This window comes from Bosea beijingensis, from assembly GCF_030758975.1.
GTDB classification, from domain to species: domain Bacteria; phylum Pseudomonadota; class Alphaproteobacteria; order Rhizobiales; family Beijerinckiaceae; genus Allobosea; species Allobosea beijingensis.
In genome coordinates, this window is record NZ_CP132359.1 from 3,239,091 (window position 1) to 3,253,870 (window position 14,780).

The 14,780-nt window shown below is 66.2% G+C and carries 16 protein-coding genes; 4 read left to right on the forward strand and 12 right to left on the reverse strand.

What is annotated here, in order from left to right:
* Nucleotides 1-66: 66 nt before the first annotated feature.
* On the reverse strand, nt 67-1,020 hold the full coding sequence (locus Q9235_RS15420) for a hypothetical protein (protein WP_306222643.1): 954 nt from the start codon (nt 1,018-1,020) through the stop codon (nt 67-69).
* Nucleotides 1,021-1,187: 167 nt separating this feature from the next.
* Here Q9235_RS15420 and Q9235_RS15425 point away from each other — a divergent pair, with 167 nt between their 5' ends.
* Nucleotides 1,188-2,204: a LysR family transcriptional regulator gene (locus tag Q9235_RS15425; protein WP_306222644.1), complete on the forward strand. Its 1,017-nt coding sequence runs from the start codon at nt 1,188-1,190 to the stop codon at nt 2,202-2,204.
* Nucleotides 2,205-2,336: 132 nt separating this feature from the next.
* Here Q9235_RS15425 and Q9235_RS15430 read toward each other — a convergent pair whose 3' ends face one another.
* Together Q9235_RS15430 and Q9235_RS15435 are read right to left on the reverse strand one after the other, a co-directional pair.
* Nucleotides 2,337-2,636: a helix-turn-helix domain-containing protein gene (locus Q9235_RS15430; RefSeq protein ID WP_306222645.1), complete on the reverse strand. Its 300-nt coding sequence runs from the start codon at nt 2,634-2,636 to the stop codon at nt 2,337-2,339.
* Nucleotides 2,633-2,896, reverse strand: coding sequence for a helix-turn-helix domain-containing protein (locus tag Q9235_RS15435; RefSeq protein WP_306222646.1), 264 nt, complete (start codon nt 2,894-2,896; stop codon nt 2,633-2,635). Before Q9235_RS15435 ends, Q9235_RS15430 begins: the two co-directional genes overlap by 4 nt.
* Before the next feature lie 182 nt (nt 2,897-3,078).
* Here Q9235_RS15435 and Q9235_RS15440 point away from each other — a divergent pair, with 182 nt between their 5' ends.
* Together Q9235_RS15440 and Q9235_RS15445 are read left to right on the forward strand one after the other, a co-directional pair.
* On the forward strand, nt 3,079-4,539 hold the full coding sequence (locus Q9235_RS15440; RefSeq protein ID WP_306222647.1) for a hypothetical protein: 1,461 nt from the start codon (nt 3,079-3,081) through the stop codon (nt 4,537-4,539).
* Nucleotides 4,536-5,570, forward strand: a complete 1,035-nt coding sequence (locus Q9235_RS15445) for a hypothetical protein (protein WP_306222648.1) — start codon at nt 4,536-4,538, stop codon at nt 5,568-5,570. Before Q9235_RS15440 ends, Q9235_RS15445 begins: the two co-directional genes overlap by 4 nt.
* Before the next feature lie 1,296 nt (nt 5,571-6,866).
* On the opposite strand, the gene Q9235_RS26855 is transcribed toward Q9235_RS15445, so the two are convergent.
* The 6 genes from Q9235_RS26855 to Q9235_RS15475 all read right to left on the reverse strand — a co-directional run bounded on the left by Q9235_RS26855 (nt 6,867) and on the right by Q9235_RS15475 (nt 11,668).
* Complete coding sequence (locus tag Q9235_RS26855; RefSeq protein ID WP_422678198.1) at nt 6,867-7,211, reverse strand: hypothetical protein; 345 nt, start codon at nt 7,209-7,211, stop codon at nt 6,867-6,869.
* Between the two features lie 199 nt (nt 7,212-7,410).
* Nucleotides 7,411-8,796 (reverse strand): flagellin N-terminal helical domain-containing protein, encoded by a 1,386-nt coding sequence (locus Q9235_RS15455; RefSeq protein ID WP_306222649.1) that lies wholly within the window; start codon nt 8,794-8,796, stop codon nt 7,411-7,413.
* Between the two features lie 268 nt (nt 8,797-9,064).
* Nucleotides 9,065-9,517 carry a hypothetical protein gene (locus Q9235_RS15460; RefSeq protein WP_306222650.1) on the reverse strand — a complete coding sequence of 151 codons (453 nt, stop codon included), beginning with the start codon at nt 9,515-9,517 and terminating at the stop codon, nt 9,065-9,067.
* Nucleotides 9,518-9,751: 234 nt separating this feature from the next.
* The gene (locus tag Q9235_RS15465; RefSeq protein WP_306222651.1) at nt 9,752-10,240 is read right to left on the reverse strand and encodes a hypothetical protein; all 489 of its coding nucleotides are present in this window, start codon (nt 10,238-10,240) and stop codon (nt 9,752-9,754) included.
* Nucleotides 10,227-10,583, reverse strand: a complete 357-nt coding sequence (locus tag Q9235_RS15470; protein WP_306222652.1) for a rod-binding protein — start codon at nt 10,581-10,583, stop codon at nt 10,227-10,229. Before Q9235_RS15470 ends, Q9235_RS15465 begins: the two co-directional genes overlap by 14 nt.
* Nucleotides 10,583-11,668, reverse strand: coding sequence for a flagellar basal body P-ring protein FlgI (locus Q9235_RS15475; RefSeq protein ID WP_306228293.1), 1,086 nt, complete (start codon nt 11,666-11,668; stop codon nt 10,583-10,585). Before Q9235_RS15475 ends, Q9235_RS15470 begins: the two co-directional genes overlap by 1 nt.
* A 276-nt stretch (nt 11,669-11,944) precedes the next feature.
* Between Q9235_RS15475 and Q9235_RS15480 the strand changes: the two genes are divergently transcribed.
* The gene (locus tag Q9235_RS15480) at nt 11,945-12,352 is read left to right on the forward strand and encodes a flagellar assembly protein FliX (RefSeq protein WP_306222653.1); all 408 of its coding nucleotides are present in this window, start codon (nt 11,945-11,947) and stop codon (nt 12,350-12,352) included.
* A gap of 9 nt (nt 12,353-12,361) precedes the next feature.
* Here Q9235_RS15480 and Q9235_RS15485 read toward each other — a convergent pair whose 3' ends face one another.
* The 3 genes from Q9235_RS15485 to Q9235_RS15495 form a co-directional block, all read right to left on the reverse strand.
* A complete protein-coding gene (locus Q9235_RS15485) occupies nt 12,362-12,907 on the reverse strand; it encodes a 2,4'-dihydroxyacetophenone dioxygenase family protein (protein ID WP_306222654.1) in 546 nt (181 codons plus the stop codon).
* Nucleotides 12,908-12,996: 89 nt separating this feature from the next.
* Nucleotides 12,997-13,734, reverse strand: a complete 738-nt coding sequence (locus Q9235_RS15490; RefSeq protein WP_306222655.1) for an SDR family NAD(P)-dependent oxidoreductase — start codon at nt 13,732-13,734, stop codon at nt 12,997-12,999.
* A 78-nt stretch (nt 13,735-13,812) separates the two neighbouring features.
* A complete protein-coding gene (locus Q9235_RS15495; protein ID WP_306222656.1) occupies nt 13,813-14,628 on the reverse strand; it encodes a hypothetical protein in 816 nt (271 codons plus the stop codon).
* Nucleotides 14,629-14,780 lie beyond the last annotated feature (152 nt).

Genomic DNA, 14,780 nt, shown 5'->3' on the forward strand with positions numbered 1-14,780 from the left:
GTGCCCGGCGCATACCCTGCGCGCGTTCCAGCCATCCTGTTGCCGAGATACTGGGTCGGAGTTCTTCTAGCGACCCGGAACGAGCAGGCCGATAGCGGCCTGCTCTTCGATGGCACGCGACAGATCCTTAAGTCCCAGGCGATCAAGATATCGCATGACACGGGCGACCTCGCCCGAACGGCGCGGATCGGCCAAAAGCTGGCTTTGGGCCTCGGCAGCCCGTCCAGTTGCCGATGACGATGCGGCGAATGTGCCATCCCGGTGCGCCGACATTCCTGTCTCGCGATTGTAGTTGTTGCATCGCAGGAGCACGCAGAGCACCGCCATGATCGTGGTGGGCGACAGCGCAACCGCATCGTCATCCGCCGTGACATGGAGCGCCACCCGAGCGCCGGCCTTATGGCCGGGAAAATGCGCCGACAAAAACGTCCACCCGATCGCCTTCCTCGCCGCGCGGCTCAGGCGCACGTTCGGGTCCGTCTTGAGGATGTCGGCAACGTAGGCGTCGGCCACATCGCCACGGAGCGCACGCCGCGCAATAGCCCTCTCCCCTGTCACCGAGGGCGCCTCTCGCAAGATCGGCAAACCTGACACGATGAACTCGGCCGCATAGGTCATCCAATCCTCCCGGCGAAAGGCGAAAACCGGAGGATCGGGCAATGGCAACGGCCTGTCCTCAATCCTAACCGAACAGCCGAATGACGGCTGGTCCCGATGCCCGAAGGTGAAACTGATGACTTTGGCGGCATGGAGCGCCAGTTCCCGCGCATAAGCCTGGCCTTGGCGTCGGGATGGGGCGAAAAGCGTCCCCGACGCCACCGGGCGGCCGCCGGGCCGATGCGCGATCGCGTAAGCATACGGTTTCAGCGCCTCGGCGGACCGACGGGCAGCACGACGTTCGCTGGCAATGTCCGTCGCGGCAATCGCCGCCGCGCTGGAAACCTTACCGCGCCTTCGAAGTGCCGGCTCGATTGGTCTTACGGCATAGCCGCTTCCTAAATGCTGTTGCTGCTCGCGCATGCTCTGGCTCCGTTGAACGGCGAGCTCGCAATGCCAAGCCCGCAATGAGATGTCCGAACGTCGTCGCGCAAGCGCTCCAACCCTTGGAGATGCTCTGTCACACCGGTCGGACAACGCCACCTTGAGATCGCCCGTGCAGATGCCGCGTTAAGGTTTCCGATCCAAAAATGAGCGACGGCGATACGCCGATGAAACAGCCGGAGACGCCAGTGACCGCGGTCGATGACGCAAACACGCCTTTCGACAGCTTGGTTTGGGACGATCTGCGCTTGTTCGTCGCCTTGGCCGACGAAGGCAGTTTAAGACGCGCAGCGGCACGGGCCGGTGTCAGCAGCACCACCGTTCTGCGCCGGGTCGCGGCGCTCGAGGCCATGTGCAAAGGGCGGCTTCTCGACCGCAATCCGGAAGGCGCCAGACCGACACTGCTGGGACAGCAGGTCCTCGACATCGCGCGGACCATGCAAGGTCCGGTTGCCGATCTGGAGCGCCTGATCGCAGGTCATCGCGGCGAACGACGCTGGGTCTCGATCACGGTCACGCAAGGCCTGGGCGTCAATTGGCTGATCCCCAACGCCGCCTCTTTCCAAGCCGAACATCCGATGATCGGTGTCGACTTTCGGATCTCGAACACCGTCGCGGACATTTTGCGGTTCGACAGCGACCTGGCAATCCAGATGACGCCGCCCACGGCCGCCGACGTCGTTGCGATCAAACTCGGGCGCATGCATTTCGAGCTATTCGCAAGCCGCGATTATCTTGAGGCTCACGGCCGACCGACCACGGTCGAGGCGCTGCGCAACCACCGTTTCATCGAACAGTGGGATGGTCACGTCAGCAATGGACACCTCGTCAATCTGCTCGGCCCGGTTCGCGCGATCCAGGTCGTGATCAAGGTCCAGGGGTCCGCCGGCGCCATCGCAGCGATCGAGCGGGGCCTTGGGATCGGAGCGCTGCCGAACTACAGCGTCGCGTTCGGCAATCAGGTCGTCCCCCTGGGGCTGCCCGTCACGGCCCACCGCGATATCTGGCTGACGTATCGGCGCGAGGCACGTGAAAGCCCCGCTGTCTCCGCGACAATCTTGTGGCTGAAAGCCCTTTTCGACAGCCGGACATGGCCGTGGTTCAAGGACACATTCGCCTCGGCGGCGGTGCTACCTCCGCTATCAGGTCCGATGCCAGAGTAGCTGCGTGTTTCGAGCAGAAGATGCTGAGGATTGCCAGCTTGTGGTCCAGACGTGACAGCAGCGCCCACGAAGACGCTGCCCTAGGTTTCGTCGCATGACAGGGCAACCATCAGACGCTCCGGACAGTCTTGTCTATTCCGTCGCAAACAGGGCCGCGATACGCACCCCGAGCCCGAGCGCGATGATGCCCACCTCGTCGATAAGAGCCTGAGAGGTTGCCGCCTCGATCGTGGCAAGCCGCTTTGCTGCGACGCCGGTTCGGCCCGCGAGATCGTCGATCGACAGGCCGCGCTCGTCGCGCAGGCGCCGCAAGTTGTGCGCGAGGAGCAGCGCCGCCGGCAAGGGTTCAGATGGGTTCATGTGGGGTTCCCTTTCCAGATGGATCGGGAGAGCCCTTTTTCCATTATCGCCGGCTCGAAGCCGGTCGCTCAACTCTTCGGCTTGCGTCCTGCTTTCAAGGGCTGCGGTGCGGTGTCGTCCAGCCCTGGCTCTGCAAACATCTGCGCGATCGGGACGCCTAGCGTCAGTGCGAGCTTCTCGACGATGCCGATCGAGGGGTTCTCGATACGCCGCTCCAGCCGGCCGACATAGGTCCGGTCGATACCGCTATCGAACGCCAGCTTCTCCTGCGACAGACCGCGCTCGACCCGCAGCCGTCTCATGTTCCAGGCAAGGAGTTCGCGCGCGTCCACCCGCCGATGTCGACCGCAGCAAGGTTGATTTATCCACGGTAATTAGACCCATTATTAAACCTGACTCGTCTTTCGGTCGGTGCACGAGCATCGCGCGACGCCGGATTCAGCGGCGGTTAAATCTGATGTCTATAAGCCTATATTTATATCGGCCGAACGATGGCGCCTGAGGATAGATCCACATGACCCGGCAACTCCTGTCCCGCTTCCTGATCGCCGCGAGCCTTTGCCTGGTCGCAACAGCGTCGCAAGCCTTCCCGGACGCCGGCCTGCGCTTTCGAGACGACGGCTCCGCGTCCCAGGCCAAGGCGTTGCAGCAGCGTCTCAAGGAGCTCGGCGGCGAGCGCGGTGCCGACACACCTGCCCAAGCCACCCGTCTATCTGGTGAGGTTGCGCGCGTGATCGGGCTTCTCGACCTGTCGCACCCGGCGATCCCCAAATCCGCGAATGTCTGTTCCGAGTTGCTCGGGCCCTGGTACTCGGCCGGACCGCCGTTGCTGGACACCAACGCAGCGCAGGTCGACGGCCGCGCGCGCGCGGCGCGCGGCCTGACCATCGACTGCTGGAAAGCGGTCAACACGCATCTTCTGGCCAACAAGGATGCGATCGTGGCCGGTATGCTCGAGGCGATCGCGGGCTGGACGGCGAAGGAGCCGATCGGCACGGCAAGGGGCTGGTGCGCCGGCTACGGCGCGCAGGACAACTGGTGGCCGCTGCGCAGCTTCTATCCGGATGACCTGATCAACGCCGTCATCGCCGGCTGCACGGCCCGCGCCGAGAGGGTGCTGGCCAAGGCAGCCGAGACCCGGGTCCTGGCTGCCATTGCCGCAGCCGAGCGCACCGACCGGACGCTGGAGGCGATGGTCGCGGCCAAATGGCTGCCGATGCCCGATCTGCGGATCGGCGATCCCGGCTTGGCCCGCAGCATGAAGGAACGCTACGAGGCCGCCGTCCTGCCGATCCGCCGGCAGGTCACCGACGAGATCGTGGACAAGCTCGAGGAGGCCTATGGCAGCAAGGTCGTTGCTGACAAGCTGGTCCGCACGGCGCGCCAGGCTTGCAACGAGGTCTGGTCGAAGACCCTGTTCTCCGGCCAGGACGACGGCATGCGTGCCATCGACGCCTCCTGCAAGAGCATGGAAGCCGCTTTTGTGCAGCGCGCCTGCAAAAGCGCGCTCGAGAAGGCCGGCATCGAGACGTTCGGTGGGCCGAAGCTGATGGTAGTGCCGCGCGCCAATGGCAGTCTCGGCCCCGTCGACTACAACGCCGTGGTCTGCGCCGCCGCGATCGACGGCTTTACCGTCACGGCCAAGACCTCCTGGTTCGGCTCGCCCTCGATCACGATCGGGCCGGCACGGGGCGGCGCCTCAGCAACCATGAAGCTGCGCAAGGTGACCCGCGAGGGGGGCGTCGAGATCTGGGCGATCGGTGACCTCGAAGGCAGGATCCCGCTGACCACCACCTTGGATCTGCTCGGCTGCCTGGCGACGACGCTCGACCGCAACGATCCGACGCCGGTCGTCCGGGGGCTCGGCTTCGCGACCGGCGCCGTCGTGACGCTCGCCGACCTGATGAGCGGCAGCAGCCTGACCACCTTTGCTTGCCGCGACGCCAAGCTGCGCTGGCTGGAGAACGCATCATGATGCGCTCTCCCCTCTTCTTCATCAGTATTCTGGCGATGTCGGTTTGCATGCTGGCCGGCATCGGCCAAGCTGCGGCCGAGGCCACCGAGCACTTCGCTGATCCGCAGGGCGCGCTTGGCGTTGCACGGGGACCTGCGGCAGCGGAGGTTCGCGCGGCGCTGACCGCCAGGACGCAAGACTGCACCAGCACGGAGTTCAAGCCGACCCGCTGCGCGCTCGCCGACAACGCGCTCAATGCCGATATCCACTATGGCGCGACGCATAGGGATCGCAGATGGGCCTTCGTCTCCGTGCGCTGGCAATCCGATCCGACCGGCAATGCCGTCGAGGCCAAGGGGCTGGTGTTCGTCGCGAAGAATGGTTCGGGATTTCGCCTGTTCGGCCAGATCGATCTGGTGGGCGACAGCGTAAGCGATGTCGTCTTCGAATCCGGGCGAATCACCTACGCCACCAACTATCTGCGGGCGGTTGATTCTCGCAGCAATCCGACCGGCCGACGCCGCTACGAGATCCCGCTGCGAGCGAACGGGATCGGCCCTGTGGAGATCCAGCGGACGGGCTTTGGCGCTGCCACATCAGTTCAATCACCGCCGCAACCGGATGAGGCGCTTCAGCTCGTCAAACGGCTCTACGGGGCGGGAGAAGACTATGCGGCGATCTTCGGCGGGAACGCTGCGGCGAGCAACATGCTCTCCCCCGGTCTCGCGAAGGTCGTCCGTGAAGCGACGTCCCTGTCGCGGCGCTGCCCGATTTATGATGGCGATCCGCGCCTCGGTGGCGCGCAGGGCGCCGGCGGTCCGACCCGAATGCGCTACGACGTCGAAGCGGGCCGGAATGCTGTCGATCGGCGGGCGATCATGGTCACCGCCGCGCAAGCGGAGGCTCCGAAAGTGGTCTCGCGCACGCGCATTGTGCTGATCTCGACGCCAGGAGGCTGGCGCATCGACGATCTGGTGAGCGAGGGCATGCCCGGATACAGGGCCGCGCTCGCGGCAGCGAGCGCCCGATGCCGGTCAGCACGGGTGCGCTGAAGGCGATATGTCAGGCGGCTTCAATTGGTGCGACAACAGGCAAGCCGGCGGAACAGGCAAAAGGCAGCGCCAATGAAGACGCTGCCCTCTGGTGATCATGCCGGTTGACCGTCTCTCAGACGAGCTCGCTCCAGTCGAAGACCAGGTCGTCGCGGGCATCGACCGGCAGCGACTTGATCCAGGCGGCATCCGCTGTGACGTGCCGGATCGCCGCCAGCATGTGGATGGGATCACCGATCTCGCCGCGCAGGTTGACCAGCGTGACGACCTCCTTCTTGATCGCGAGCGCCGACCGGTTGTGCACCGGCCAGATCATGACCTGCGCAGCGGCGAGGTAGCCGGCGATCCGCGCCCCTTCCGCCGCAACCATCAGCTCGCTGGCGTTCTCGGGGCCGCGTTGCGCCAGCGCGACCAGGCGGTCGCTGGTCTCGAACATCTTGCGTGCTCGCTGCAGCAGATGTTCGAGATCGGGCGCGGCCTTGGCAAAGCCGACCCAGTTGCCGATCTGCGTGTGGGCGAAGGCTGGCGGTCCCCCGCGCAACGGCAGGCCGGCGATGAGGTCCCAGCGCGCCACCGGCCAGGCTGCGAGCCCACGGCTGTCGCCCTGCGGCGCGGTGGGGCNCCCGCGCAACGGCAGGCCGGCGATGAGGTCCCAGCGCGCCACCGGCCAGGCTGCGAGCCCACGGCTGTCGCCCTGCGGCGCGGTGGGGCCCAGTGGCAGCATCAGCTCGGGTACTGCGAAGGCGGCGCGCTTCCAGCGCAGCCGACGCGCATGGGGCGCCTCCATCGACGAGACGTAGTCCTTCTCGTGCCGGTGATGCAGGGCCCCGGTCCGCTCGGCGAGCGCGAGCTTCGCCTCGGCCTGATCGAGGTCGTCGGCCGGCCAGGTCGCAACCAGCGCGACGAGACTGAGGGCCATGATCTGCAGGCCGGCGCAGGCGAACTCGTATTGGTCGTCGCCCAGCTCCTTGCTACGTCCGAGACGGAACTTCTCGTTCTGGAGGGCCTTGGCATGGCGCGCCGCCGCCTTCAGGTCGATCGGCTGGCGCCGGAAGGCGACGAGCTCATCGACGCTGGGATCGTCGCTCGCGATCACACGCGTTACGAGCGCGATCGGATCGTGGAGCGCGGTGTCGCTCGGCTCATCCACCGGGCTGCCGGTGCGCGGCGCGAGTGAGCGCTCACCATCCTGATGTTTCTTGGTCATGTCGGGACCTTTCATTGGGGTTACGACCATCTGGTCGCGTTTCCCCCCGCTCCCGGAATCGAAAGAGGCGTCCGATCAGGACGCCTCCGTCATCTGCTGTGCGGGTCGTGCCGTCGCTCAGACGATCGGGATCCAGTCCGCGTCCAGTTCGAGCGTCGCGCCGAGCCTGAACCCCTTCGCGATCCAGTTCGCCTGCGAGACGACATGACGGATCGCCGCTGAATGCCGTTCGAGATGCCGTCGAGCAGGCCGGTGAGCTGACTGGAGCGATCGCTCAGCGAGGCGGCGGTGAAATAGTTGACGGGGTTGTCGATCGCGGAATTGACCTTCCGGCCGGTGGCGAGGCGGTTCTGGATCACGCCTTGCTGGGCCGTCGTCTGCTGCAGCGTCAGCAGGTTGTTGCGGACACCGTTGGAAAGGATCGTGCTGGCCATCTTCGGTCCCCTGAACGCGCGACTGCGGCGCGATGCAACCTGATTTCAGGGGGGATCATCACTCGTTAAGGATAATAAAAAGTTAATCGCGGAAAGGGCGGGGTTACCGTCCAAACGAAAAGCGGCGGAGCCGAAGCTCCGCCGCCCTTTGACTTCGACCCGCGTTCTGCGGGCTGTTCCGCGTTCTGCGGAGCGAAGATCAGAACAGACGCAGGACGCCCTGATCGGCCTGGTTCGCCAGCGAGAGCGCCGTCTGGGCGAGCTGCTGACGAGTCTGCAGCGCGAGCAGGGAGGCGGCCTCGGCGTTGACGTCGGCATTGGTCAGGTTGTCGGCGCCGGTGGTCAGAACGCTCGCCATGTCCTTTGTGAAGTCCTGGCGAGTCTCGGCGACCGAAAGGTTGGCACCGAAGGTCGAAGCCAGCGACTTGAGCGAGGTCAGGGCGCCGGTCAGCGACTTGGTAGCGGCATCCAGATCGGCATCGTTCTGGAAGTTGGTGGTCCCGGCGACCTGGGCGTTGCCGGCCTTGACGATACCAAGGTTGTCCGAGTTCAGCTGCGTGCCCTGGACGTCCAGCTTGGTCTGGTTCTTGCCGGTCTTCTCGTTGAAGGTGATCGAGAGCCGGTCACCGCCGAGCAGGTTGATGCCGTTGAAGCCGGAGTCCTTGGCCAGGTCGTCGATCTTGGTACGCAGATCGTTGAACTGGTCGATCAGGTTGGAACGCACCGAGGAGGTGACGGACTGGCCCTTGATCGCGGTGGCGGCGACGGCGTCGCCGGGGACGAAGCCCAGCGCAGCGTTGCTGGTGCCGGTTCCGGCTGCGGTGATCGCCGCAGCATCGGCAAGCGCAACGTCCGCGGCGGAGGCCGAGGCCGGGTCGGCCTTGCCGAAGCCGAATTCGAGAGCTTCCGAGCCGTTGCCCTTGACGTTGAGCTGGCCCTTCTCGTCGACGAAGGCGGTGCCGACGCCGGACTTGTTGATCTCGTTGACGACGTCACGGATCGTCACGTTCGTGCTGTCGAACGCGGCGGTGTAGGTCGTGGAGCCGGACTTCAGCGAGATCGCGAAGCGGGTGCCGTTCGCGCCGGCCACGATGCCGCGGTCGCCGGAGTTCGTGGCGGTCGCAGCGTCGGCCGTGCCGTTCGTGGCGGTGGCAGGAGCAACAATCGCATCGGTGTCGAGCAGGCTCTTGTCGAGCGCGATGTCCTTCAGGCTCTTGCTGGTGGCGACGACTTCCGCCTGGGTGGCGAGGGCCGCGCCGGCCTTGGTCGGGCGGTTCTGAGCCGCGTCGGCCTGAGCCTGCTTGATGGTCGACTGGAGCGAGCCGACGAGCTTGGTGATGCCGTCGATGCCCTTGGAGGCGGCCTGGATGGTCTGAATGCCGTTCGAGATGCCGTCGAGCAGGCCGGTGAGCTGGCTCGAACGATCATTCAGCGAGGCGGCGGTGAAGAAGTTGACGGGGTTGTCGATCGCGGAGTTGACCCGCTTGCCGGTCGCGAGACGGTTCTGGATCGCCAGAGCCTGAGACTGGGTCGACTGCAGCGACGCCAGGTTGTTGCGCACGCCGGAGGAGAGAGAGACGGCCATTTGTGTTTACCTTCTGGTATGGAGCCTTCTGGCGCCCAGGCCGTTCTGGCCAGGACGGGGCGACCCTGCTGCGCCAGCCCGTAACAACAGGTAAATTTCAGCCGGCGAATTGAAGTGAACCGGTGGCTTGTCCGCGCATGGTTAAGCAGGCGCTAACGTTTGCGGCATGGGCGGATGCGCAGTGATGGCGACCTGAAAGCAGGCCGAAACGCAAACCGCCCGCGCAGGGCGGGCGGTTTGCAGATCCGGTGAAGAGCAGGAGCGCCTGTCAGGCGGTCCGCTCGATCTGGTGAGGAAGCTCCTCGGTTTCCCGCGCCCGCTCGCTGAGCTCGCGCGAGTAGGCGCGCAGTTTCAGGAGCGTCTCGTCCGGCAATTGCGATATGGTCTCGCCGGTCTGCAGGTCCTTCTTCTGGAGCACGATCGCGCGGGTCTGCGGATCGATGACCAGCTTGCGCTCGACCGTCTCGTCGGTCGCGCGGGCGGCCTCGCGGCTGTTCTGAGCATTGGCGCGGGCGCGGCGCTCGCCATCGGCGCGGCTCTGGGCGTCGCGCGTCTCGGCGCGAACCTCGACATTGACGGCCGAGCCGGCAGAGGCGGATTGCACGGTCTTTTCAGGGGGAAGGTCCACGGCGACGCTGCCGGCCTGGGCCGTAACGTCTGAGCGGGTGACGGGCGGGGCGGCCGTCACGGCCGCGAGCCTGGGTGCGTTGCCAAAATCCATGTCCACTCCTTCTGGAGTCGTTCACGGCGCCGTCGCGCCGCTCTCGTCCGGTGTCGGGAACAGGACGCGGCTACCCGACAGTGCGGAGATTGGCAGAAAAGATTGAATCCGACGTCAAGAAATTAGGTAAATCTTTAGGGTTTCCGACGCAGCAGCGGCGTAAACCCTTTATATACCAAAGGCCTGGCGGCGGCGATCATCAGGCCGGAACCGGCTGCCCTATCGGCAGATCGCTCACAGCCGGCGCGAGACGACCAGCGGCCCTGAATTGGGGCGGGCGAAGACGCCGGCACCGACCGTCGCCGACGGGCCGTAGCCATTGGCGCGCATCGGCTTGTTGGCGTCGGCGGCGAGATCGCGCACGACCGATTCCGAGACGGCGCGGGCTGTCGCCAGGACGATCTGGTTGGTCTCGATCAGGCCCTGGAAGGCGTTGTGAGCGTCCTTCAGCCGCTTGACCTGATCCGGCACGAAGCGGGCGAGCGCCACGGCGTTCAACTTCACCTGCTCGACGCCGCGCATGTAGATGCCGGCGAGTTCGGTCTTGCGCGGCTCGCGGGTCATCGCCTCCGGCAAGCGACCGGCGCGGACGAGCTCGGTCTCCTCGCCGACGAGATGCGAGAGCGCACCGAGGGCCTCCAGCACGGCCTCGACCAGGGCGCGGGCGCTCAGCGCATCGGCGATGCGCGGGCGCTCGTCGAGTATAGGCTTAGCGGCCAGCATTCTGAACCCCGCCCGCGGCCTGTTCCTGGAGATTGATCAGGTCGCGCATGATCTGGTTGGAGAGGCCGATGCCACCGGCCTTCTGGATTTGCTGGGCGTATTGCTGGGTGAGCTGCGAGCGCCAGATGCCGCCGCCGGTGCCGTTCTCGCCGAGCGGGCCCTCGCCAGTTTCCCCGGCGAAGAGCTTCTCCGTCATCTGCTCGAGGAACATGGTCTCGAACTCGTCGGCCTGCTTCTTCGCCTTGGCCTTGGCGGGGTCGAGCGCATCCGCAATGCCGCTGGCGACCTTGCCGGCGACGCCGAGGGCGAGGTTCGCGGCGGGAAGCGCGAGTGCAACAGTCATCACATCACCTCGATTTCGGCCTGCAGCGCGCCTGCCGACTTGATGGCCTGGAGAATGGAGATCAGGTCGCGCGGGCCGATCCCGAGCGCGTTGAGGCCGTCGACCAGTTCGGCCAGCGTCACGCTCTCGCGGACGAGGGCGAGCTTGTTGCCGCCGCCCGTATCGACCTTGACGTTGGTGCGCGGTGTCACGACCGTCTGGCCGCGGGAGAGGGGCTCGGGCTGCGAGACCTGCGGCTGCTCGCTGATCGTGACGGTGAGGTTGCCCTGCGCCACGGCGACCGTGGAGACGCGGACATCCTTGCCCATGACGATGATGCCGGAGCGCTCGTCGATGACGATGCGGGCAAGCTGGTCGGGCTCGACGCGCAATTGCTCGATATCGGTGAGCAGCTTGATCATGTTGCCCTTGAAGCGGGCGGGAATCTGCAGGACCACGGTCGAAGGGTCGGTCGGCTCGGCCGAATCGCCGCCAACGAATTCGTTGATCGCGGCGGCCATGCGGCGCGCGGTGGTCAGGTCGGGATTGCGCAGCGACAGGCGCAGCGTCTGAAGCTTGTTCAGCGCGAAGTCGATCTCGCGCTCGACCACGCCGCCATTGGCGATGCGGCCGACCGTCGGCACGCCGCGGGTGATCTTGCTGGCGTCGCCCTCGGCCGAGAAGCCGGAGATCGCGACCGGACCCTGCGACACCGCGTAGACCTCGCCATCGGCGCCGAGCAGCGGCGTGACCAGAAGCGTGCCGCCTTGCAGCGACTTGGCATCGCCCATCGCCGAGACGGTGACGTCGACGCGGGTGCCCTGCGTCGAGAAGGGCGGCAGGTTGGCGGTCACCATCACGGCGGCGACGTTGGCGGTGCGCATGTTGGCGCCGCGGGTGTTGACGCCGAGGCGCTCCAGCATGGCCTGCAGCGACTGCTTGGTGAAGGGCGTGTTGTTGAGCGTGTCGCCGGTGCCGTTGAGGCCGACGACGATGCCGTAGCCGAGCAACTGGTTGGTGCGCACGCCCTCGACCGAGGCGAGGTCCTTGATGCGCGAAAGCGCGAACACCGGCTGCGACGACAGGCCGACGACCACGGCCAGCATCGCGGCCAGCGGCTTCAGCAGCGTCTTCAGGGCGGGGTTGCGGAACATGCGTCTGGCACCAGCGGGCGGTTGAACTCGTCTTGGACCTTGCGAGGGTCATGCCAAACCGCTCGAATTTGAAAAGCCTTGTTTGTCAGTCCTTTGCAGTTCGGTGCGATGGTTGGGAGGCTCTCGCAGAGCCTGCGTTTCCTGCCGGGGCGGCAGTTTCTGCCGGGCAGTTTACCGGCTGTTAACCGTCTTCCGACAAGGTTTCATTAACCCTTGAAGAGGCCGCCGATGATCAGGATCGACCAGCGCGCGCCCGTCTCGAATGCCGGCCCGGCCAGTTCCGCGAGGCGCTCGAGCGGCGCGGCCTTCACGCTTCCGACGCAGGAATCCGCGACCGCGGCCCGCAGCAGTGGCGTCAGCGCTGCCGGTCCGCTCGATACCTTGCTCGCCGTCCAGGCGCAGGAGGATACGCAGGATCGCAAGCGCCGGCAGGCACGGCGCGGGCATGACCTGCTCGATGGGCTCGACCGGCTGAAGGCGGCCCTACTTGCAGGGCGGGTGCTGCCCTCCGAGCTGGAGCGACTGCGCACGACGCTGTCGCTTCGCCGCGAGACGACGGACGATCCGCGGCTCGACGAGGTTCTGGCCCATATCGAACTGCGCGCTGCGGTCGAGCTCGCGAAGCTGAAGCGCTGAGGCGCTCGTCTACCGGATGAACTGATCGACATATTCCGCGCCGAGCCCGTTCTGGGCGTAATGCGCGCGGCATTTGTCTATGCGGGTGAAGACGTCGTCATAGCCGAGGCATTTGCCGTCCGGGTCGACATAGATCATCGCGCCGTTCACCTGGAACATGGTGATCATCTCCTCGACATCGGGGTCGACCACCAGCGTATGGGTCTCGCCCGGCGCCTCGTAGACATAGGAGCCCTCGGTCGCAACCCAGTCATGCTCCAGGTAGCGCCACTTGCCCTTCAGCACATAGCCATGGACCGGCAGCGGGTGGCGGTGACGCGAGAGCACGCCGGCGCGGCGGACCTTGAGCAGGTTCATCCAGTAGCCGCGCGAGGTGCAGAGGAGGAGGGGGCGGAACCAGACATTGTCGTCGACCGGCACCCAGACGCGCTCGTCGGTCGGGATCACGTTGGGGACGATCAATTCCGGCGGCGATTCCTTCGGCTGGGGATGGCGGTAGGGCGTCCAGCGCTCCTCCTGACTGGCCGCGACGGGCATCGGGCTCGTCGTGTTCATGGCGTCTCTCCCATGCTGATGTTCTGATTCAATGCGCGTGCAAACTGATTCAGGTTTCCGGTCCAAGTCTTTGGACCGGAATCGCTTTCCTAGACGGCGAGATAGCCGCCATCGACCGGCAGGATCGCGCCGGTGACGAACTGGGCGGCATCCGAAAGCAGGAAGGCGATGGCCCCGCCGACATCGCCGGGCTTGCCCCAGCGACCCATCGGCGTGCGCGCGAGGATCGGCGCCGAGCGCTCGGCATCCTCCACCAATGGCCGGGTCAGCTCCGTCTCGATCCAGCCTGGCGCCACGGCGTTGACGCGGATGCCGTCCTGCGCCCAGGCGGCGCCGAGCGATTTTGTGAGCTGGCCGATGCCGCCCTTCGAGGCCGCATAGCCCGGCGCGAAGGGCGAGCCGTGGAAGGTCAGCATCGAGGCGATGTTGACGATGGCGCCGCCGCTCTTGTCCGCGCCCTTGGCCGCGAGCTTGTCCTTCGCCGCGAGGCACATCCGCATCGTGCCGTTGAGATTGACCTCGATGGTCAGGCGGAAGGCGTCGATCTCGAATTCCTTGCCGCCGCGCTGGATCATGCCGGCGCAGTTCACCAGCGCGTCCAGACGCGGGCAGGTGGCGACGATGGCCGCGACCTCCGCATCGCGGGTGACGTCGAGCCGTGCATGGCGGATGGCGGGATGGGCGGGCGCCGCCGCGACCTCCTCCTCGGTCAGGCCGGTGGCGAGTACGTCGTAGCCTGCCTGGGCCAGGGCGAGGGCGGCGCCGGCGCCGATGCCGCGCGTGCCGCCGGTGACGAGAGCGAATTTGGTCGAGGTCGCGTGTGTCATGGGCGGAAGGCTAGAGCGGCCCGCGCCCACGTGGAAGTCAGGATGATGCAGGCCGCCATGCGATTGCAGCCGTGCCGGTCAGTTCCACTTGTACTTCAGGGAGAGCATGGCTCGGCCACGCGTCTCGAAATCGCTGGCGACGAGCGGCACCTTGCGTGCCAGCGTCAGGTCGAAGGAGGTCTGCCAGGGCAGGTCAGCGAGCTTGGCGAGATCGACCGAGAGCTTCATCTCCGGCGTCATCGCGGTGTGGATACCGTCGCCCGGCGCGAAGACGTAAGTCCCACCCATGGTGAGCTGCGAGGTCAGGGTCAGGTGCGGGAACAGCTCCTGCCGGTAGCCGATCAGCGCCTCGCCGATCTGCTCGGGATTGCCGTAGAGCGCGCTGCCGCCGCCGGTGGCAAGGCCCCAGATGAAGCCGTTGCCCGCGCCGGCCGGCTGGGCAAGACGCCAGCGCAATTCGGCGTTCCGGGTTGCGCCGACGCTTGCAGGATCGGAGAGCGTGGTCGAGAGCGAGAAGGCGTCCCGCCCGAGCTTGAAGCCGACGGAGCGATCCTGGTCCGCACTCATCGTGCTCTGGCGTGCGGCAAAGCCCTTGCGGATGATGTCGACCGGGATCGGCGCCCGCGCCCGCAGATGGGCACCGGATGTCGCGGCAACCCGGCCGAGCGCGGCGAGGCCGGGATCGAAGACGATGGCGTCGGGCTCGCTCGTGGCAAGCGCCGGCATCTCGTCGGCATCGGGATCGATCAGCGCGCCGCGCGGGATCGGCAACGGCGTGGCGGGCTGCTCCTCGGCGGCGATCGGCGCGGAGGCGAGGGCGGGGCTCAATGCCGCGGCGAGAATGAGCATGGCCGGCGCGAGGCCGGGCCGGCAATCGAGAATGAAACGAAACACGTCGTTCGTCCTGTCGCTTGACGAGCGGCAGGACAGGCTAGGCGCGGAAGGTGCCGATTTTGCGGCAGCGCAGCATAATCATTGTTGCATAAGATTGCCCGAAAGCCGCGCTTCCCCCGCCGCGCGTAACCCGCTAGGAAGCGACCCAGCCG